The sequence below is a fragment of the Mesorhizobium sp. LEGMi-168a genome (assembly GCF_058312955.1).
Window position 1 is genome coordinate 628,598 of the sequence record NZ_JBZEGV010000001.1, and the last position, 16,980, is coordinate 645,577.

Consider the following 16,980-nt stretch of genomic DNA (forward strand, 5'->3'; position numbering starts at 1 on the left):
TTCGGTTGTGAAGTCCAGATTTTTGACTGTTCGGCCGCGGCCCGCGGTGGTTCGATGGCAGCCGAGAAAAAAAGGAGGACACGATGACGACATCGACGATCGCGGAAGTCGGCCGCGTGAGCAAGAAGTCAACCGTCGTGGAAATCGACGGGTTCCGAGGCCGGCTGATCAATGCCGACCACGCCGACTATGACATCGCACGTGCAGTCTGGAACGGTGCCATCGACCGGCGCCCGCGCCTGATCGCCCAATGCATCGGGACCGCAGATGTGGTCGCGGCCGTGCGTTTCGCACGCGACCATGATCTGGAGATCGCAATACGCGGTGGAGGCCACGGCGTGGCGGGCACCGCCGTTTGCGACGACGGGATCGTCATCGACCTCTCGGCCATGAGGGCCGTGCGGGTCGATCCCGCCTCCAGCAGGGCCTGGGTGCAGGGTGGCGCACTGTGGGGCGACGTCGATCACGAGACACAGGCGCACGGCCTGGCCACCACCGGCGGAATCGTGAGCCACACCGGAGTCGCCGGGCTCACCCTCGGCGGTGGCATCGGCTGGCTGATGCGCAAGCATGGCCTCGCGGTCGACAACCTCCTCGCCGCCGACGTCGTGACGGCCGACGGCGAGCGGCTGCGGGCATCCGAGCACGAGCACCCCGACCTGTTCTGGGCGTTGCGGGGCGGCGGCGGCAACTTCGGCGTGGTCACCTCGTTCGAGTTTCGCCTCCACTCCGTCGGGCCCATCGTTCTGGCCGGGCCCATCCTCTGGGACGCGAGCGACGCCGGGGAGGTCCTCCGTTTCTACCGCGACTTCATCCGCGGCGCTCCCGACGAGCTCGGCACGGTCGTAAAATTCTGCACCGTGCCGCCTCTATCGGTCATCCCCGAGAATCTGCACTGGCGCCAGGTAATGATGGTCGGCATCTGCTACGCCGGGCCGATCGAGGACGGTGAGAAGGCGCTCCGCCCGCTCCGCGCATTCCGGACTCCCCTCCTCGATCTGGCCGGGCCCAAGCCGTACGTGGTATTCCAGAGCGCGCTCGACTCGACCGTCCTCCACGGTTGGAACTACTACTGGAAGGCCACCCACCTCCCCGCGCTCCGCGACGACCTCATCGACGTGATTGCCAGGCACGCGTTCTCCTGCTCGTCGCCACGGTCGTATGTGGCAATGTTCCATCTGAAGGGGGCGGTGAGCCGCGTCGCCGAGGGCGCGACGGCGTTCGGGAACCGGCAGGCGTCGCACGCGATCATCGTCCACGCTGCGTGGCGGCCCGGCGAAAACTTCGGCGACCGAGAGACGGCCTGGACGAGGGGGTTCCTCGCCGCCCTTGGTCGCTTCCGCGAAGGCGTCTACGTCAATTTCCTCGGCGGCGACGAAGACCCGGGCCGGGTCCGCGAGGCCTACGGCGACTCCGTCTTTGACCGGCTGGCGGAAGTCAAGACTAGGTACGACCCCGACAACGTCTTCCGCCACAACCAGAATATCCGCCCGGGTTGAGAAATGGTGTGGGGAGTTCCGACGGTTGCCGGCGATGCTTGATCGGTATTGCGTGCCGGGTGGGGTGCGACGTCGCCAGGTGCGCTTGGGCGAGGTACATATCGGACGCTGGCGCCGCGCGGTACTCCGATAGTTCAGGGTGGGTGGCGCGACCGATTAGCGCGAACACCTTCAAGCGCCGTTGGTACTGGACGCCGCGATCGAACTGATGGGCGTACCTGCGAGGCGCGCGTGAGATTCGACGTTGTAGCCAATGACCGCCAGAAACAGTCATTCGTCACTACGCCGCGTCGAAAGCGGACTGACAACCTGATGGAATTGTATGCCGGAACGGACGATCACGTACGTCGGGTCAGCCCGCGACATCAAGCGGCCCGTCAACAGCCAGACACACGGAAAGTGCATCAAATCATCCGCTTCCTCCCAAGCGGTCACTTAGCTTCCGCGACTGTTGTGTCGCTAACCCGAGCAACTCGTTCTCGGCGAAGTGAAAGAATCGAGGATGGCAAAAAGTCCTTCGGATAGAGCTCAATGCGCGAGGGGCGTCGCCGGCGATGCCTGCCCGCTGCAAAGGCATCCATATCGCGTTCTCGCGACAGCAGGAATTTTAGAAAGCTTAGGTCTCTCACACGGCAGGTTTGATAAACACTCAGCAATACCAACTGCTCTGTAAGCCCTGCTTCTTTGACGCTTCGTCCGACATCCTCTCGATAATCGCTGATGCGCTTGATTGCGTTCTCGGCCAGATTGTTGTTCCACGACACGTCGTCATGCTGCAGGAACGTGAACAGGCGCTCGCGATTATGGAGCAGACGTTCCTGCAAAGCTTTTGAGACATCGGATTCGTAGGTGTGTTCCGCAAGCGCATCGAAGAACGCCACCACAGCCCTCGCGTGACGTCTTAGGTACTTGCGCTTGAGGCCATGCTCATCGACTGTGACGACGATAGATCGCAACAAGGCACCAAACGGCACCGTAATGGACTGAAGCTCCTGATCGAACGGATTGTCGAGGATTGCGCGATTCATGTCGCGCATCAAGTGGATAAGGCAGCGCTGGTGCAAACACGGGAGCCCGTCGTAGGCTGCATAAAAATCGGTAACTATTACGCCCTTGAAGTCTTTGAGCATCTTCCGCAGGAAATGTCCCTCGCGCGAGCGTCTGAAAATGTAGATGGTGGCGGATTCACTCGCGAACACCCAGACGTAACCGCTACCGTCCTTCAATTTCACCTCGGTCTCGTCAATATGTAACACAGGCCCTGTGATCAATTGAGTGAGAAGCATATTGAAGGTCTTGCGATAACGACGGACGAGCAAATGCCGGAAGGTTAGGAACTCCCACCAGTTCACTCGGATGCCGAAGATCTCATAGAATAGCGCGCCGAGAGACTTGACCCCGAGTCGATGCGTGATGTGCTGATATGCGAACCAGCTCATGAAGTTGTGAAAGTGCCGCGCAAGGCGCTCGTAGCGCTCGGGGGTAAAGCTTCGTTCACAATTTGTGCAATGATAGGCGACCGCTCTGAACTCAATCACCTTCCGGCGGATCGCTCCCGGTGTGATGACGAGATCGAAGGCGCGCTTGCGCCTCGTCTGCAATCCCTTCGGCCGTTGCTTCCGGTCAATGGATGTAATGTGCTTGCTTTTGCAGAAGGGACAACGTGTTGCTGTAATTTCGATTCGGTGTGTCGCCCGCAATTCACGGTTTTTCCACCTTCGGCGCTGTGTCTTGCCGCCTCGTGTCCTCCGCTCTGGTTTCGTTCGAACGAATACGTGGCGTTTCTGGTAGTCGAAATAGGCCCGCTTATTGACGAACGCGAAATCGGCATGCGCAAATTGTGACCAAGTCACGGTACGCGCCAGATTATCGAGTTGCGCCACGGTCGCCACCCGCGGCAATATGCCAGATTTACTCTCAGTACCGCCGGTCAGTGGCTCGCTCAGAAAAGAACTGACTCTGCGTAGCGCTTCGCAATCATCGAGATTGTACTCGATCAACTTGGTTTTCCACCGCGCGTCGCCAGTCTTCTCCCAGTTCTTGCGCCAGACGACGCTCTCAATGCCGGATGCGTCCGGCTCGGTCCAGCGACAGCCCAAGCAGCCCGCAACCTCCTTGAGACCGTTCGAATAAGTGGGAAAATAGAAATGCGGATAGATGACCGTGAGCACATTCGTTAGCGCAGCTAAAACAGCGTCAATGCTCCTTTTGCGTCGGGCTTGGCGCCGCATGCGCGCGATAAAGCTACTTTCGTAATTGCCGTAACAGTAGATGCGCGGAGCGTCATAACGCCCAACAATAGTGAGAAACCGGGCGAATATTTCGGCTTCACCCTTCCGGTCATCGGACCATAATGAGTGGCGTTCAACGCGTTCGCCATCGCAAACAACGAGCCCAATCAGATAAGTGAAGCCCTCTTCGGGAACACCCTCGATATCCAGGTAGATCCGCACGGACGCGGTCGGAAGTTTCGGTGCACCGAGCACATAGATCGTTTGGTCGCGAATAGCCAGTGCATGCAACGCGTGGTCGCGCAATCTGAGCGGAGCATCGGCCCGCTTGCCTCGGCGTCGGGGCCGAAAGGTATGTGCTAGCTGGGTGAGAGTGAGTACGCCCTTACGAGCGTATCGCTTGATTGTCTTTTCGCCGACACCACGCAGGAGGCTCAGATTGTCTTCCCTGATGGCCTGATCACGGCAGCGGTCGCGGAACTCACAGATGCGGCAATGGTCATTCAACAGCAGCTTCGGCGGGCCTTCCGCCCGTTGCAAGCGCTCGGCGTCTCGGAGGAGGTTTTCTATAGTCGCCAGCGTCGATCCGAAACGAATGCCCGTCTTCTTGCTGTCGCGCCCAATATAGACAACCCCGCTACCAGAAAACACCCCCTGAACCTGCGCCAGAAGAACGGCGCGCGCGGCAAGCTGTTGGCGATCGGAAGCGCGAACCCGTCCCGCCGCGCAAAACATCACCGGTTGATATTGGAAGTCTCCGAGCGTTGAGTGCCCATTGGTCTTGCGAAGTCCATCGAAGACGACTTCATGGCGATCGTCGTCCAAACGAGCGCAAATAATAAACGCAGCTCCTTTTCGAAGATTTGTCAAGCACAAATTGAGTTCGGTCGCTACATCGGTTTCTTTATATTCGCGCCGGATCTTTTCGATTGCATTGCGCTGCGCGTTGGCGCGTTGCTCAATCAGCAACTTCTCATAGCCGCATTTGACGCCTTCCTCACCGCGCAGTCGAAAATACGCCTTCAATCTGCAGTGCTGCAGCGCATCAATAACATCGTCGGTGATCCTGCAGGCCATCGCGTGACTCCTTTGCCGCTGACCAGAGGTGCGTAGGCGCGAACGTGATGCTAATCACATCACGAACAACCGATGACCTGTCGGTGCAGTGCCGACAAAGACTGGCTAGACCATCAACCGCTATGACGTGGATGTGGTTGCGTCTTCCCGCAAGCACCGGACGGAAACTGCGAAGCCATGGCGCGGGTTACCTCAGAGGGCATCTGCAGTGGGGCGGAACGCGTCGGCGCGACGATCTTTTTGACCGCCCTGTGCCCAGCTCACGGCACCAAGATCCTGCCTGACACTGCTCGTGGTTTTTGCACCGCCTGCAGCAATGGCCGCCAGGGCAACGTCGTCGGCGCTTATGTCCGCTTTCGAGAAAAGAATTATTTCGTCTGAGTGACAAAATGGCGGCGCAAAGCTGCCGTTCGCGTCTTAGAAGACAACCGTCGGCTTCGGACCAAAAGCCGACGACAAGCAGACGGAGCTTGGTTGCAAAATCGGGCCTCCCAATCATGCACCAAGAGCTTGTCCTCGTCTTGCACTGACAGCCCGCATTGCCTTCCGCTCATCCTCGCTCAATAGTCGGGCTGATGTTGCAGGCTATAGCGAGTCACTGGTCTACGCTTATCCTCGCCCTCTCCCTGGCGATGGCGGCGGTTGGCATCGTCCACGCCATCATGACGAAGGAGGACGTGCGCGCCGCCACCGGCTGGGTCGGCGTGATGCTTTTGTCGCCCTTCCTCGGCGCGATCATCTACGCCATCGCCGGCATCAACCGCATCCGCCGCGCGACGATCAGCGCCATGCGGCCGGTCACTGGCGAGGCCGCCGAGGCAAGGCACGACCGCGACGTGGCCATGGAGGCGTTGATCAGCGCCCAATATGGCGAGCGCTTCATCGGGCTGAAGACGCTCGGCGACAGGGTGGCGCGACGGCCGCTGACGTCGGGAAACACCATCGCCGTGCTCGAAACCGGCGACGAAGCCTATGCGGCGATGTGCCGGGCGATCGACGGCGCACAAAAAAGCGTGCTTCTCGAGACCTACATCTTCGACAATGACGCGGTCGGACAGACGTTCGTCCAATCGCTCTCCGGCGCGGTCAAACGCGGCGTCACCGTGCGCGTGCTGATCGACGCCGTCGGCGTGCGCTATTCGGTGCCCAGCATCCTCAAGCAGCTCAGGGAGGAAAACGTCGCCGTCGACCTCTTCAACGGCAACATCGTCATGGGCTTGAGACTTCCCTATGCCAATCTCCGGACCCATCGGAAGATCCTGGTCGTCGACGGCACGGTGGCGTTCACGGGAGGCATGAACATCCGCAAGGGATTTTCCGCCGAATTCGTCGGCTCCGACAGCTCCAGGGACACGCATTTCGAGGTCACCGGGCCGGTGGTGACCGACCTGTTCTCGGTCGCCGCCGAGGACTGGCGCTTCGCCGGCAACGAGGCGCTGAAGGGCGACATCTGGCAGGTCGAACGAACCGCGCCGCCACCCGGACAGCCGATGCTGGTGCGCGCAGTGGCCACGGGCCCGGATGCCTCGAACGAAACCAACCACAAGCTCATGATGGGGGCGTTTTCGGTCGCCCGCAAATCGATCCGCATCATGTCGCCCTATTTCCTGCCGGACCGCGAGCTGATCAGCGCGCTGACCACGGCGGGCCGGCGCGGCGTCGAGATCGACATCGTCGTGCCGGCGGTGAACAACCTCTTCCTCGTCGACCATGCGATGACGGCGCAGTTCGACCAGGTGCTGAAGCACTACTGCCGCATCTGGCGCCACGAAGGCCCGTTCGACCATTCCAAGTTGATGGCAATCGACGGCGTGTGGGGCTATGTCGGCTCGTCAAACCTCGATGCCCGGTCGCTGAGGCTGAATTTCGAGATCGACATGGAGATCCTGGATGCCACCTTCGCCGCCGCGGTCGAAGCCCGCATCGGCGCCGCGATCGCTTCCGCGCAAGCGGTGACGCTGCAGACGCTGAAGGCCCGCCCGTTTGTCATTCGTGTCTTCGACCGATTGCTGTGGTTGGGATCGCCCTATCTATAGACGAGGAAGACGAGCAGCAGACCCATGGAGAGAAACGGACGCAGCCTTCCGGAGACCGTGCTCCTGTCGATCCGCGGCAGAAAGGCACGCAAGGCGATGTCGACGCCGCGCAAGCGGACCGAAGGCGCCGAGATGGTGGTCGCCTCCTACAACGTCCACAAATGCATCGGCGTCGACCGCAAATTCGACCCCGAACGGACCGCGCGCGTCATCCGCGAAATCAGCCCCGACGTGATCGCCCTGCAGGAGGCCGACAACCGCTTCGGCGACCGCGCCGGGCTGCTCGACCTCAACCGCCTCGAAATCGAAACCGGGCTGGTGCCGGTACCGATCACCGGAAACGGCAAGGCACATGGCTGGCGCGGCAACGTGCTCCTGTTCAAGCGCGGCACCGTGCGCGACGTCCATCAGATCAGGCTGCCGGGCCTGGAGCCGCGCGGGGCGCTGGTCGCCGAAATCGATCTCGACGAGCACCGGACGCTGCGCGTGATCGCAGCTCATCTCGGCCTGCTGCGCCGCTCGCGCTCGGAACAGGCCCGCGTCGTGCTCGATATCATGAGCAGCGTGGACGAAAGGCCGACGCTTCTGCTCGGCGACCTCAATGAATGGCGCCTCGGCAACCGCTCGGCGCTCAACACGCTGCACACAACCTTCGGCCCCTCGCCGCCGGCGGTGCCCACCTTTCCGTCGGGTCTGCCGATGCTGGCGCTCGACCGGATCTTGGGCAACCGGCACGGCATGGTCTCAGCCGTGGAAGCGCATGACACGCCGCTCTCGCGGGTCGCCTCCGATCATTTGCCGCTCACTGCCTACGTGCATCTGTAGAGAGGGCTAAGCCCTAGCGACGGCAAGGGCTGCGAGAAATTGGCCCGTCGGGGCCATGGGAGGCCCGACGATTTCGGCCTCATAGCGGGCGCTCACATGCTTCAGAGCCTCGATGTCGGGTGGCGTCGCCGGCGGTAGCCCTTCCGCCTCCGCCGGCCGACCGGCGTCGACGAAAACGCCCTCGCCGCCGCCCGGCGTCAGCAACGTCAACATCCGCGCCGGCTTGTCGCCCTCGACCACGAAAGTGTGGGGAACATCCCTCGGCAGGAACACGAATGAGCCCGCTGTCGCCCGGAAGGTGCGGTCGCCGCATTTCATCGTCAATTCCCCTTCCAGCACGTAGAAGGATTCGTCCTCGCGATGATGGACATGCAGCGGCGGCGAGAAGCCCGGCGCGATCAGGGATTCCAGCAGGCCGAAACCGCCTCCGGTGCTGGCCTCGGTGGCTTTCACCGTCATGCGGTTTCGCAGGAACCAGATCGCCTCCCCCTCACCCGGCCCCAGGAAACGTGCGTCACTAGCGGTATGGCTGGAGATTGTCATGAAAGCCCCTTTCAAGGTGTCTGTCGCTATATTGCACTCTTGTGCAATTAGTGCACTTCGGTATACTCAGGTTGCATGAATGTCAATCCACACCCTCGCGCCGCACAGAAGCGGCGTACCCGCAAGGCGATCGTCGACGCGGCGATCGCGCTGCTCGCCCGCGGCGAGACGCCGACCGTCAATGACGTGGCGGCCGCCGCCGACGTGTCGCGGCGAACCGTCTATCTCTACTTTCCAAGTTTCGATCAGTTGCTGCTTGATGCGACGGTCGGCGCGCTCTCCCAGGCGTCGGTCGATCGCGCCATCGAGCAGGCGAGCGATGACGGCGAGGCACGGGTGGAGCATCTGGTCCGCGCGCTGCACCACGTCAGCCCAGAGGTCGAAAAGCTCGGCCGCTCGTTGATCAAGCTCACGGTCGATGGAGAGCCGCCAGCGGAGGGCGCGCCGCGCCGCGGCTACCGCCGGATCGAATGGATCGAGCAGGCGTTGTCGCCATTGCGGGATCGGCTGGAGCCGAAGCGCTGGAACCAGCTCGTCCGGGCGCTTGCCATGGTGATCGGCTGGGAGGCGTTGATCGTACAGCGCGATGTCTGCGGCCTGGGCGCAGAAGAGGGTGAAAACCTTTCGGTGTGGGCAGCCAATGCGCTTGTGCGGGCCGCGCTTGAGGATGAGCACAATGCCGGCGCCCCGGTATCACCGAGTTAGGAATTCGGAAGGCCGGCCCTCGACAGCATTTCAAGGAAGCGGGCGTGATGGTCTTCCTTCACGTAGCGCGGCAGAAAACCGGGGCAGACATTGCCCAGGTTGAGATGGGGCAGTTGCGACAGGCAATGATGGATGGCGCGTGAGGCTTCTTCGTTGTTTCCGGTCGCTGAAGCCGCGGCTGCCCAATAGAGGGCGCCGCGGACGAACGCCGGCTACGTCCTGACCCCCCCGCGGGCGCCGTCGAGCGCCCGGCGGTCGGCGCCGCCGGCGAACAGCGCGACGGCCAGTCCATGATGGCGCCAGAAGTCGATGACATCATGCGCGCCGAGCCGGATCGCTTCATTGGCCTCGCGCAGCGCCTCGCTCACCTGGCCGCGCAGGCCGTAGAGCTCGCCCAGGTCACCGTGGCCACTCGGATAGCTCGGGTTGAGGCTGACGGCGTGGCGGCATTCGACAATTGCCTCGTCGATCCGGCCCTCGCACAAATAGGCAAAGGACAGGATGCAACGGGCGATTTCATCGTCCGGCACGGCTCGTACCGAATCTTCGGCAAGCCGGATCGCGTTGTCGACGTGCTCCCGCTTGGCCGGCAGCGCGCCGAAGGCAAGCCCCATGGTCGTCGCGATGGAGAGCGTCCGCTTTGCCCGGGCATTTTCGGGTGCAATCGACAGCGCCTTCTCGGCGAGTTCCTTCGACTCCAACAGCGAGTCCCTGGTCATCTCGAAATACTTCATCAAGGCTTCATTCACCAACCAGCGCACTTCGGGGACACCCGGCGGGCTCTTGTCGCGAACCTTCCAGTTGGTCAGTTGAAGTTCGAGGCTGACCGCCAGCACAACCGATTGCGCGATCCTGTCCTGGAATTCGAGGGCGTTCTCCGGGTGGCCGTCGAATTTCTGGGCCCAGACGTTGTGACCGCCGGCAGCGTCGACAAGCTGGACGTTCACCCTCAGTTCGTCGCCTGACCTCTGGATGCTGCCGTTGAGCACGTAGCGGGCCCGCGGGGTAGCCGGCGCTTTGAAATCCTCGCTGGTCTCCGGAGGCGGGAGCCCCGAGAGAACGACATAGTTGGCCACTTCGGAGAGGGCCGTGGTGATGTCATGAACGAGACCTTTGGCGAAAAAGTCGTCGCCCCGCTTTCCCGTCAGGTTGGCGAAGTCGCCGACGCTGATGGATGGACGCCCGAGGCGCTGACCGGCCGGAACGGCATTTGCCGGCTGTTGACCTGGCGAGGCGTCGGCAACAGAGAGGGATTGCCAAAGCGCTCGGGTCTCCGGGCCGACGTTGACACCGTACTCCTTCTTCAACACGCTTCTGCAAGCCTCGAATGTTCGCAGGGCCTTGTCCCGCTGGCCGCAGGCAATGAGCAGTTCCATCTTCAGCCGATAGGATTCTTCACGCGCCGGCTCCATGGCCAGAATTCGATCGGCCACGGCCAGTCCGCTTTCGGCGTCCACGAGGCGAGCGAGCTTCTCGAAGGACTCAAGCGCTCGGCTCAGCAGCCTTTCGCGTTCCGATGCCGCCCAATCGTCAAAAACATTGCTGCCGAGGTAAAAACCGTCGAGAAATGGACCGGTGTAAAGTGCTAGGGCCGTTTGGAGTTCCTGGGCGGAACGGGCCAGCAGACCCGTCTCAAAGTCCTCCACATCAACCCGCACCGCTCCCGGCGCAAGGCCGATCAGTTCCTTGCGGGAATGGATGATATCCATGCCTGCCCGCGACAGATCCCGGCGCAGGACGCTGAGCGTCTGCCGCAGACTGTTGCGCGAGTGCTCGCTGTCGCTATCGCTCCACAAGAGGTCGGCCAGCCTCTCCCGTGGTGCGGCCATGCCCGGACAGCGAGCCAGATAGGCAAGGATCGCGGGGCCTCGCTTCCCGGTCAGCCAGACCGGACCGCCAGCTTCCTTCTCGATCTGGAAACCGCCGAAGAGCGAGACTTTGCTGGCTGCGATGCTTTCCCCATTTCGCATTTGTTTGCAGCTTTTCAGAATGACGAAATTCTAACTCAAAACTAACGCTGCGGAAACTCCGGAACCCCGCCCCCCAAGCGCTGCCGTGACGGCGCTCCGATTAGACTTTGCTGCATTAGAGATAGCTGAATTTATCACATATTCGGTGCGGGGTGCGGGCGAATGTCAAAGCTCACAGCCAACTTGCTGCTGCTGTTTGCCGCCGCGCTGTGGGGCTTCGGCAACGTGGCGCAAAAGACGGTGCTCGATCACCTCGATGCGTTGAGCGCGGTTGGCTTGCGCTGCCTGATCGGCGGCCTGCTTGTGCTGCCTTTCGTCTTGACCGAAAGGCGGCTGCCTGCCTGCGCCGCCCATTCTTCCAGCCTGGCCCGGGTGGTCGTGCTGTTTGCCGTCTCCATCATGCTGCAGCAGCTCTGCTACCTCGGCGCCACCGTCACGAATGCGAGTTTCCTGATAAGCACGACAACGGTGATAACGCCGCTGGCCGCCTGGCTGCTCATGGGCGAACGTCCGACGACAGGCCTTATACTAGCCGCGGGATCGACCGTCGTCGGCTGCCTGTTTCTTTCAGGTGGGATCGCCGGCCTCAGCGGCGGCGATCTCACCGCCCTTCTGTCGGCCGGCTGCTATGCGCTCTGGATAGTCGAGCTCGAGCGGCACATCCAGACCCATGCCCGTCCCTTCACGGCCGCGGCCGCGCAGTTCCTCGCCGTCGCCGCGCTCGCCCTTCCGCTCGGGGCAATGCAAGGCAACCTGTCATTCACCGCGGCTTCCGAGGCTGGCCCCGAACTGGTGGTGCTCGGGGTGTTCTCCACAGCGGTCGCTTTCGGCATCCAGATTGCCGCCCTGCGCTTCACATCAGCCAGCCACGCCGCCGTGATCGTCAGCGCCGAAAGCGTCTTCGGAGCCCTCGGAGCGGCGATCTTCCTCGGCGAACAGTGTTCAGCGGTGGGAGCACTGGGTGCGGTGATCATCCTCGGCTCGATCCTGTCGGTTGCGATGTCGACCCGAACGCCGGCGCGCCCCGCCTCGCGACCCGATGCAGGCGCTTCCGGCGCGGGAGTCCCCGCCTTTGCAGGCGTACCAGCCGGCTGGGGGAGCACGCCCAATCCTGCTCACGAGGAGGCGTTCCATGATCCTTGCCGGTGATGCGCCGCGCTCGTTCGCCAACCGAAACAAACCTGTCGTTGAGATGGAGGGTAGAATGTTCGAACGCCTTCACAGCGAACCGCACTCGCGGCTTGATGCCGAGCCGGCAAAGCGCGCTCGTTCCGCGCTGGCGCTGGCGGCGCTTGCCGCCTTGGCGCTCTGGGAACCAAGCGCAAATGCCGCGAACATCGATGGTGCGGTGCTGAATGTCGACGTCGCGGTCGTCTTCGCCGTGGACTTCTCTTCTTCGATCGACACCAAGATCGCCGATCTGCAGCGCGAGGGGCACGCCGCGGCGCTCACCTCGCCGGAAATCATCAGGGCCATCTCCCAGAATTACCTTGGCTGCATCGGCGTGGCCTATTTCGAATGGTCTAGTCCCGGCCACACGCGCACCGTGCTGCCGTGGACACGCATCTGCGGGTTGGAAGACGCCAAGGCAGCAGCGGCAGTGATCAGAGGGAAAGGCGATACCGGCTATATGCGTCGGGGCCGGGGCGGAACATCGGTCTCGGCGGCCATCGACGTCGGCAGCCTTCTGCTCGACCGATTCCCGGGAAATGCGATGAAAAAGGTGATCGACATCTCTTCCAACGGCGAGAACAACGACGGGCTTCCCGTTCAGCCAAGCAGGCTGAACGCCATCGCCAAGGGATACACGATCAACGCGATCGCCATTCCAGCGGACGACGAGGATCCCAAGCAACCGTTGGCGTCCTATTTCGCCCGATCGGTCATCGGCGGATCGCGAGCCTTCGTGATGTCGCCAAAGGAGCCGCACGACTACGCCATCGCCCTTCGCCGCAAACTGGTGACCGAAGTCAGCATGAATGTCGATGCACACATGGCGGCAACAGGTGCCTGGGCACCCCTCGCTGCCACGATGGCCGGCATTCAGTAGGCCTGCATGGCCGGACGTTGATCAGGACTTGCCGCCAGAGCGTTGCGCGCGCGACGCAATGCTCTGGCGCTCACCCTTCCCGCAGCCAGACCAGCATCTCGCCGGGATCGCGGTTGTCCCAGGCAAAATACGGGACCGCCTTGATTTTCGTCTCCTCGGTCGCCGGCGGCTCGGGGCGGTAGAGATCGCTGCCCCAGTTTTCTGTCCCGGCCCTGCTGCCGATGGCTGAGAGCGTGACGATGCCGCCCAGCAGGTTCGGCTCGGGATGCGCCTCCAGCCTGGCCTCGCGCGGCAAGGCGATGCGGTGCAGTCCGCCGCCATTGTCGGTTTCCTCGACGCAGTAGATCAGCGGGCCACGCGCGAGCGCGACGCGGCCGATGTCCTGGCGCACTTGCGGATTGGCGAAGAGCCTGGACATCGACATTTCGAGGTCGAGCTCGACCCGGTCGCCCTGGCGCCATTCGCGCCGGATCGCGGCATAACCATCGACAGTCTCCGTGTCGAGATCGACCATCTTGCCGTTCACCCGCAGTGCTGCCTGGCGGCACCAGGCGGGCACGCGCAGGTAAAGCGTGAACGCAATCGGCGTCTCGGCCTCGATCTCGATCGCGACCGCGCCGTCCCAGGGGTAATTGCTGGTCTGGACGAGGCTGACCGGCCGGCCGGCGATCTCGAAGCGGGCCGTCGAGTCACCGTAGAGATGGACGGCCAGCGCATCATCGGCGAGGCCGTAGAAATAGCTGCCGATGGACGCCACCATGCGGCCGATATTGGGCGGGCAGCACGGGCAGCGGTGCCACTTCCAGCGGTGGTGGCCGCCCCGGCTCTCCAGCGGATTCTCATAGAAGAACAGCGAGCCGTCGAGCGACAGACCCGAGATCGAGCCGTTGTAGAGCGACCGCTCCATCATGTCGGCGTAGCGGGCATTCGGCCCCATGCCCAGCATGCGGCTTGCCCAGAACACCAAGCCGACGGAAGCGCAGGTTTCGGCATAGGCGGTGTCGTTGGGCAGGTCGTAGTCGCTGGTGAAGCCTTCGTTATGCGCGGACGGACCGATGCCGCCGGTGACGTAGAGGCTTTTGGTGGTCAGATCGTCCCAGAGCCGGTCGAGCGCCGCGCGCAGGCTGTCGTCGCCATATTCGGTGGCAATGTCGGCCATCCCGGAAAAGAGGTACATCGCCCGCACCGCGTGGCCGACGACCTTGTCCTGCTCGCGCACCGGCTTGTGCGACTGGTTGTACTCGTAGGTCTTGAAGTGATAGGCCTTCGGGTCGGCGCCGCGGGCGCGCGCTTCCTCGTCGAAATAATGCGGCTGCTGGCCGCGCTGGTCGATGAAGTACTTTGCCAGCTCCATGTACTTCTTCTCGCCCGTCGCCCGAGCGAGCTTGACCAGCGCCAGTTCGATCTCCTCGTGGCCGCAGTAGCCTTTCCTTTTGCCGGGCTCGGGGCCGAACATCGAGGCGATGTGGTCGGCATAGCGGCACATGATGTCGAGCAGCTTGCGCTTTCCCGTCGCCTGGTAATAGGCGACGGCGCCCTCGATCAGATGGCCGGCGCAGTAGAGCTCATGGCAGTCGCGCAGATTGGTCCAGCGCAGGCCGGGCTGGATGCGCTGGTACCAGCTGGAGAGATAGCCGTCCTCCTGCTGCAGCTTGCCGTACATATCGATGACGGCGTCGATCTTCCTTTCCAGTTCCGGATTGCGGCGCCGGTAGAGCGAATAGGCGGCGGTCTCGATGGTCTTGCCCCAGTCGGAATCCCAAAACATCTGGGTGGTCACCGTCGAGCCGGTGAACTCGGCGCCCTGCGCGTCCGCCTCGTCGGGCGACGGCGAGTGGAACGGGATGACGACGCCCGGCGACGGGCGATCCGGATCGATCTGCTCCAGCATGCGCGCCTCGACGCAGCGGTCGTAGAGAATGCCGGCGGTCTTGGCGGCAACCGCATCGACACGGTCCCCCCAGAAGCCGCGGACATCGACCTGCGGCACAGGCAACGGCCGGAAGGCGAGCTTCGCGGATGTCTCCGCCTTGGTTGAGGCGGCGGGTTGCGATGCGGTCATGAACGTCACTCCATTCTGATTATTTGACGGCCCCGGCCATGAGGCCGCGGATGTAGAAGCGCTGCAGCGCCAGGAAGAGGATCAGGCAGGGCACCATCATCACGGTGACGCCGGCCTGCACGGCGCCCCAGTCGATGGCGCCGAAGCGGCCGGACTGAAGCGCGGTCATCATCACCGGCAGGGTGAACTTGGACTGGTCGGTCATCAGCACGAGCGCTGCCAGGAACTCGTTCCAGGCGCCGAGGAAGGCGAACAGCGCGATGGTGACGACGCCCGGCCAGACCAGCGGCAGCATCACCTTCACCAGCATGGTGGCGTTGTTGGCGCCGTCCATGCGCGCCGCCTCCTCGATCTCGCGCGGCACGGCGTCGAAGGCGTTGCGCATCATGAAGATGGAGAACGGCAGCTGCAGCGTGACGTAGACGCAGACCAGACCCGTCAGCGTGTTGTGCAGGCCGAGCCTTGTCAGCACCAGGAAGATCGGCGTCAGGATCGACTGGAACGGGATCATGATCGTCGACAGGATGAGGATGAAGAAGAAATCCCGGAACGGAAAGCGGAAGCGCGAGAAGCCGTAGCCGGCGAGCACGCTGACCAGCACGGACAGGATCACCGTCATCGCCGAGACGTAGATGCTGTTCTGCGCCGAGGCCCAGAGCCCGTCGCCGAAGCTGTTCAGCGTCTGGTAGTTCTCGACTGAGAAGCCCGTCGTCGGCCAGGGCGGCAGCGGCGGCTGGCGCGCCTCCTGCGCCGGCTTGAAGGTCGAAAGGACCGTCCACACGATCGGCGCCAGGAACAGCACCGAGGCGATCATGCCGGTGGAGTGCCTGGCGAGATTAAAGGCCGCCTTGCGGTTCTGCGACATCGCCTCGGCCATCAGTCGAGCCCCTCGGGCTTGCGCAGCAGCCAGAGCTGGATGAGGCTGAGCGCCACCAGGATGACCAAGAGCACCATGGAAAGTGCCGCGCCGTAGCCCAGCTTGAACGACACGAAGGACTGGTTGAAGATCCAGTAGACGGCCGTCAGCGTCTGGTTGCGCGGACCGCCGCGCAGGATGATGTAGAACTGGTCGAAGGCGAGGATCGAGCCCGCCACCGACAGGATCAGCGCCAGCGCCAGCGTGCGGCGCATCAGCGGCAGGGTGATCGCCCTGAACCTGGCGAACGGCCCTGCCCCATCGATGACAGCGGCCTCCTGCAGGTCCTGCGGGATCGACTGCAGACCGGTCATCAGGATGATCATGGTGAAGCCCGCGACCTTCCAGACCACCATGGCGATGATCGACCAGAAGGCCGGCTGGAAGGTGGCGAGAAGATTGACCTTCTTCTCGGTCAGGCCGAGGTCGAAGGCGGCCGGGCTGAACAGGCCGGAATCGACATTGAGCAGCCATGACCAGAGCAGGCTTGCCGAAGCAAAGCCCACCACCGCCGGCATGAAGAAGGCGGTGCGGTAGAGATTGGTGAGCGGCCGCGGCCTTTCGATGAAGATCGCCAGCGGAAAGGCGACGGCGAAGATCGCGATGGTGACGATCACCGTGTAGTAGAAGGTGAATTTGAGCGCGTTCCAGAACCGGGTGTCGCGCAGGATGGCGAAATAATTATCGAGGCCGACAAAGGCATGCTCGCCCATCAGCGGCCAGTTGTTGAGCGACATCCAGGCCGTCATGCCGAGCGGGATGACGAAGAAGACGGTGACGAAAGCGACGGCCGGCAGGACATAGAGCAGGCCCACCCATTGCCGGCGGCTGACGCCGAGGCGTGCTCGGGCGCGGGCGGGAGCGGACGTGGCGGTGATGGCGGTCATGGCTTGGCTCCCCCTTCTCCCCTTGTGGGAGAAGGTGTCGCCGAAGGCGACGGATGAGGGGTGTTCCAGCGGAGTGAGACGCTGGTGTTCTCTGGAACACCCCTCATCCGTCTCGGCGCTGCGCTCGGCCGGCCGATCGCCTTCCCCTTCTCCCCCTGTGGGAGAAGGTGGGTCGGCGC

Annotated in this window: 13 protein-coding genes; 7 read left to right on the plus strand and 6 right to left on the minus strand. The window is 62.9% G+C overall.

What is annotated here, in order from left to right; genetic code table 11:
* Positions 1-83: 83 nt before the first annotated feature.
* Complete coding sequence (locus tag AC4FWB_RS03240; RefSeq protein ID WP_491024306.1) at positions 84-1,499, plus strand: FAD-binding oxidoreductase; 1,416 nt, start codon at positions 84-86, stop codon at positions 1,497-1,499.
* Positions 1,500-1,930: 431 nt separating this feature from the next.
* Here the strand turns inward: AC4FWB_RS03240 and AC4FWB_RS03245 are convergent, their stop codons facing one another.
* Positions 1,931-4,807 (minus strand): TM0106 family RecB-like putative nuclease, encoded by a 2,877-nt coding sequence (locus AC4FWB_RS03245; RefSeq protein WP_491024307.1) that lies wholly within the window; start codon positions 4,805-4,807, stop codon positions 1,931-1,933.
* A gap of 177 nt (positions 4,808-4,984) precedes the next feature.
* Here AC4FWB_RS03245 and AC4FWB_RS03250 point away from each other — a divergent pair, with 177 nt between their 5' ends.
* From AC4FWB_RS03250 to AC4FWB_RS03260, 3 genes are all read left to right on the plus strand, one after another.
* Positions 4,985-5,188 carry a hypothetical protein gene (locus AC4FWB_RS03250; RefSeq protein ID WP_491024308.1) on the plus strand — a complete coding sequence of 68 codons (204 nt, stop codon included), beginning with the start codon at positions 4,985-4,987 and terminating at the stop codon, positions 5,186-5,188.
* A 194-nt stretch (positions 5,189-5,382) separates the two neighbouring features.
* Positions 5,383-6,843, plus strand: coding sequence for a phospholipase D-like domain-containing protein (locus AC4FWB_RS03255; protein ID WP_491024309.1), 1,461 nt, complete (start codon positions 5,383-5,385; stop codon positions 6,841-6,843).
* A gap of 24 nt (positions 6,844-6,867) precedes the next feature.
* Entirely contained in the window at positions 6,868-7,668 is an 801-nt protein-coding gene (locus AC4FWB_RS03260) for an endonuclease/exonuclease/phosphatase family protein (protein ID WP_491024310.1), read from the plus strand.
* A 6-nt stretch (positions 7,669-7,674) separates the two neighbouring features.
* Here AC4FWB_RS03260 and AC4FWB_RS03265 read toward each other — a convergent pair whose 3' ends face one another.
* On the minus strand, positions 7,675-8,211 hold the full coding sequence (locus AC4FWB_RS03265) for a quercetin 2,3-dioxygenase (protein WP_491024311.1): 537 nt from the start codon (positions 8,209-8,211) through the stop codon (positions 7,675-7,677).
* Positions 8,212-8,286: 75 nt separating this feature from the next.
* Between AC4FWB_RS03265 and AC4FWB_RS03270 the strand changes: the two genes are divergently transcribed.
* Positions 8,287-8,916 carry a TetR/AcrR family transcriptional regulator gene (locus AC4FWB_RS03270; RefSeq protein WP_491024312.1) on the plus strand — a complete coding sequence of 210 codons (630 nt, stop codon included), beginning with the start codon at positions 8,287-8,289 and terminating at the stop codon, positions 8,914-8,916.
* A gap of 212 nt (positions 8,917-9,128) precedes the next feature.
* Here AC4FWB_RS03270 and AC4FWB_RS03275 read toward each other — a convergent pair whose 3' ends face one another.
* On the minus strand, positions 9,129-10,886 hold the full coding sequence (locus tag AC4FWB_RS03275; protein ID WP_491024313.1) for a BTAD domain-containing putative transcriptional regulator: 1,758 nt from the start codon (positions 10,884-10,886) through the stop codon (positions 9,129-9,131).
* 162 nt (positions 10,887-11,048) lie between these two features.
* Between AC4FWB_RS03275 and AC4FWB_RS03280 the strand changes: the two genes are divergently transcribed.
* Complete coding sequence (locus AC4FWB_RS03280) at positions 11,049-12,035, plus strand: DMT family transporter (protein ID WP_491024314.1); 987 nt, start codon at positions 11,049-11,051, stop codon at positions 12,033-12,035.
* Positions 12,036-12,078: 43 nt separating this feature from the next.
* Positions 12,079-12,936, plus strand: a complete 858-nt coding sequence (locus tag AC4FWB_RS03285; RefSeq protein ID WP_491024340.1) for a DUF1194 domain-containing protein — start codon at positions 12,079-12,081, stop codon at positions 12,934-12,936.
* A 70-nt stretch (positions 12,937-13,006) separates the two neighbouring features.
* Here the strand turns inward: AC4FWB_RS03285 and AC4FWB_RS03290 are convergent, their stop codons facing one another.
* From AC4FWB_RS03290 to AC4FWB_RS03300, 3 genes are read right to left on the minus strand one after another with little or no spacing between them, the layout of a single operon-like run.
* On the minus strand, positions 13,007-14,998 hold the full coding sequence (locus tag AC4FWB_RS03290; protein WP_491024315.1) for a glycoside hydrolase family 127 protein: 1,992 nt from the start codon (positions 14,996-14,998) through the stop codon (positions 13,007-13,009).
* Positions 14,999-15,017: 19 nt separating this feature from the next.
* On the minus strand, positions 15,018-15,875 hold the full coding sequence (locus tag AC4FWB_RS03295) for a carbohydrate ABC transporter permease (protein WP_491024316.1): 858 nt from the start codon (positions 15,873-15,875) through the stop codon (positions 15,018-15,020).
* Positions 15,875-16,801 (minus strand): carbohydrate ABC transporter permease, encoded by a 927-nt coding sequence (locus tag AC4FWB_RS03300; RefSeq protein WP_491024317.1) that lies wholly within the window; start codon positions 16,799-16,801, stop codon positions 15,875-15,877. Before AC4FWB_RS03300 ends, AC4FWB_RS03295 begins: the two co-directional genes overlap by 1 nt.
* Positions 16,802-16,980 lie beyond the last annotated feature (179 nt).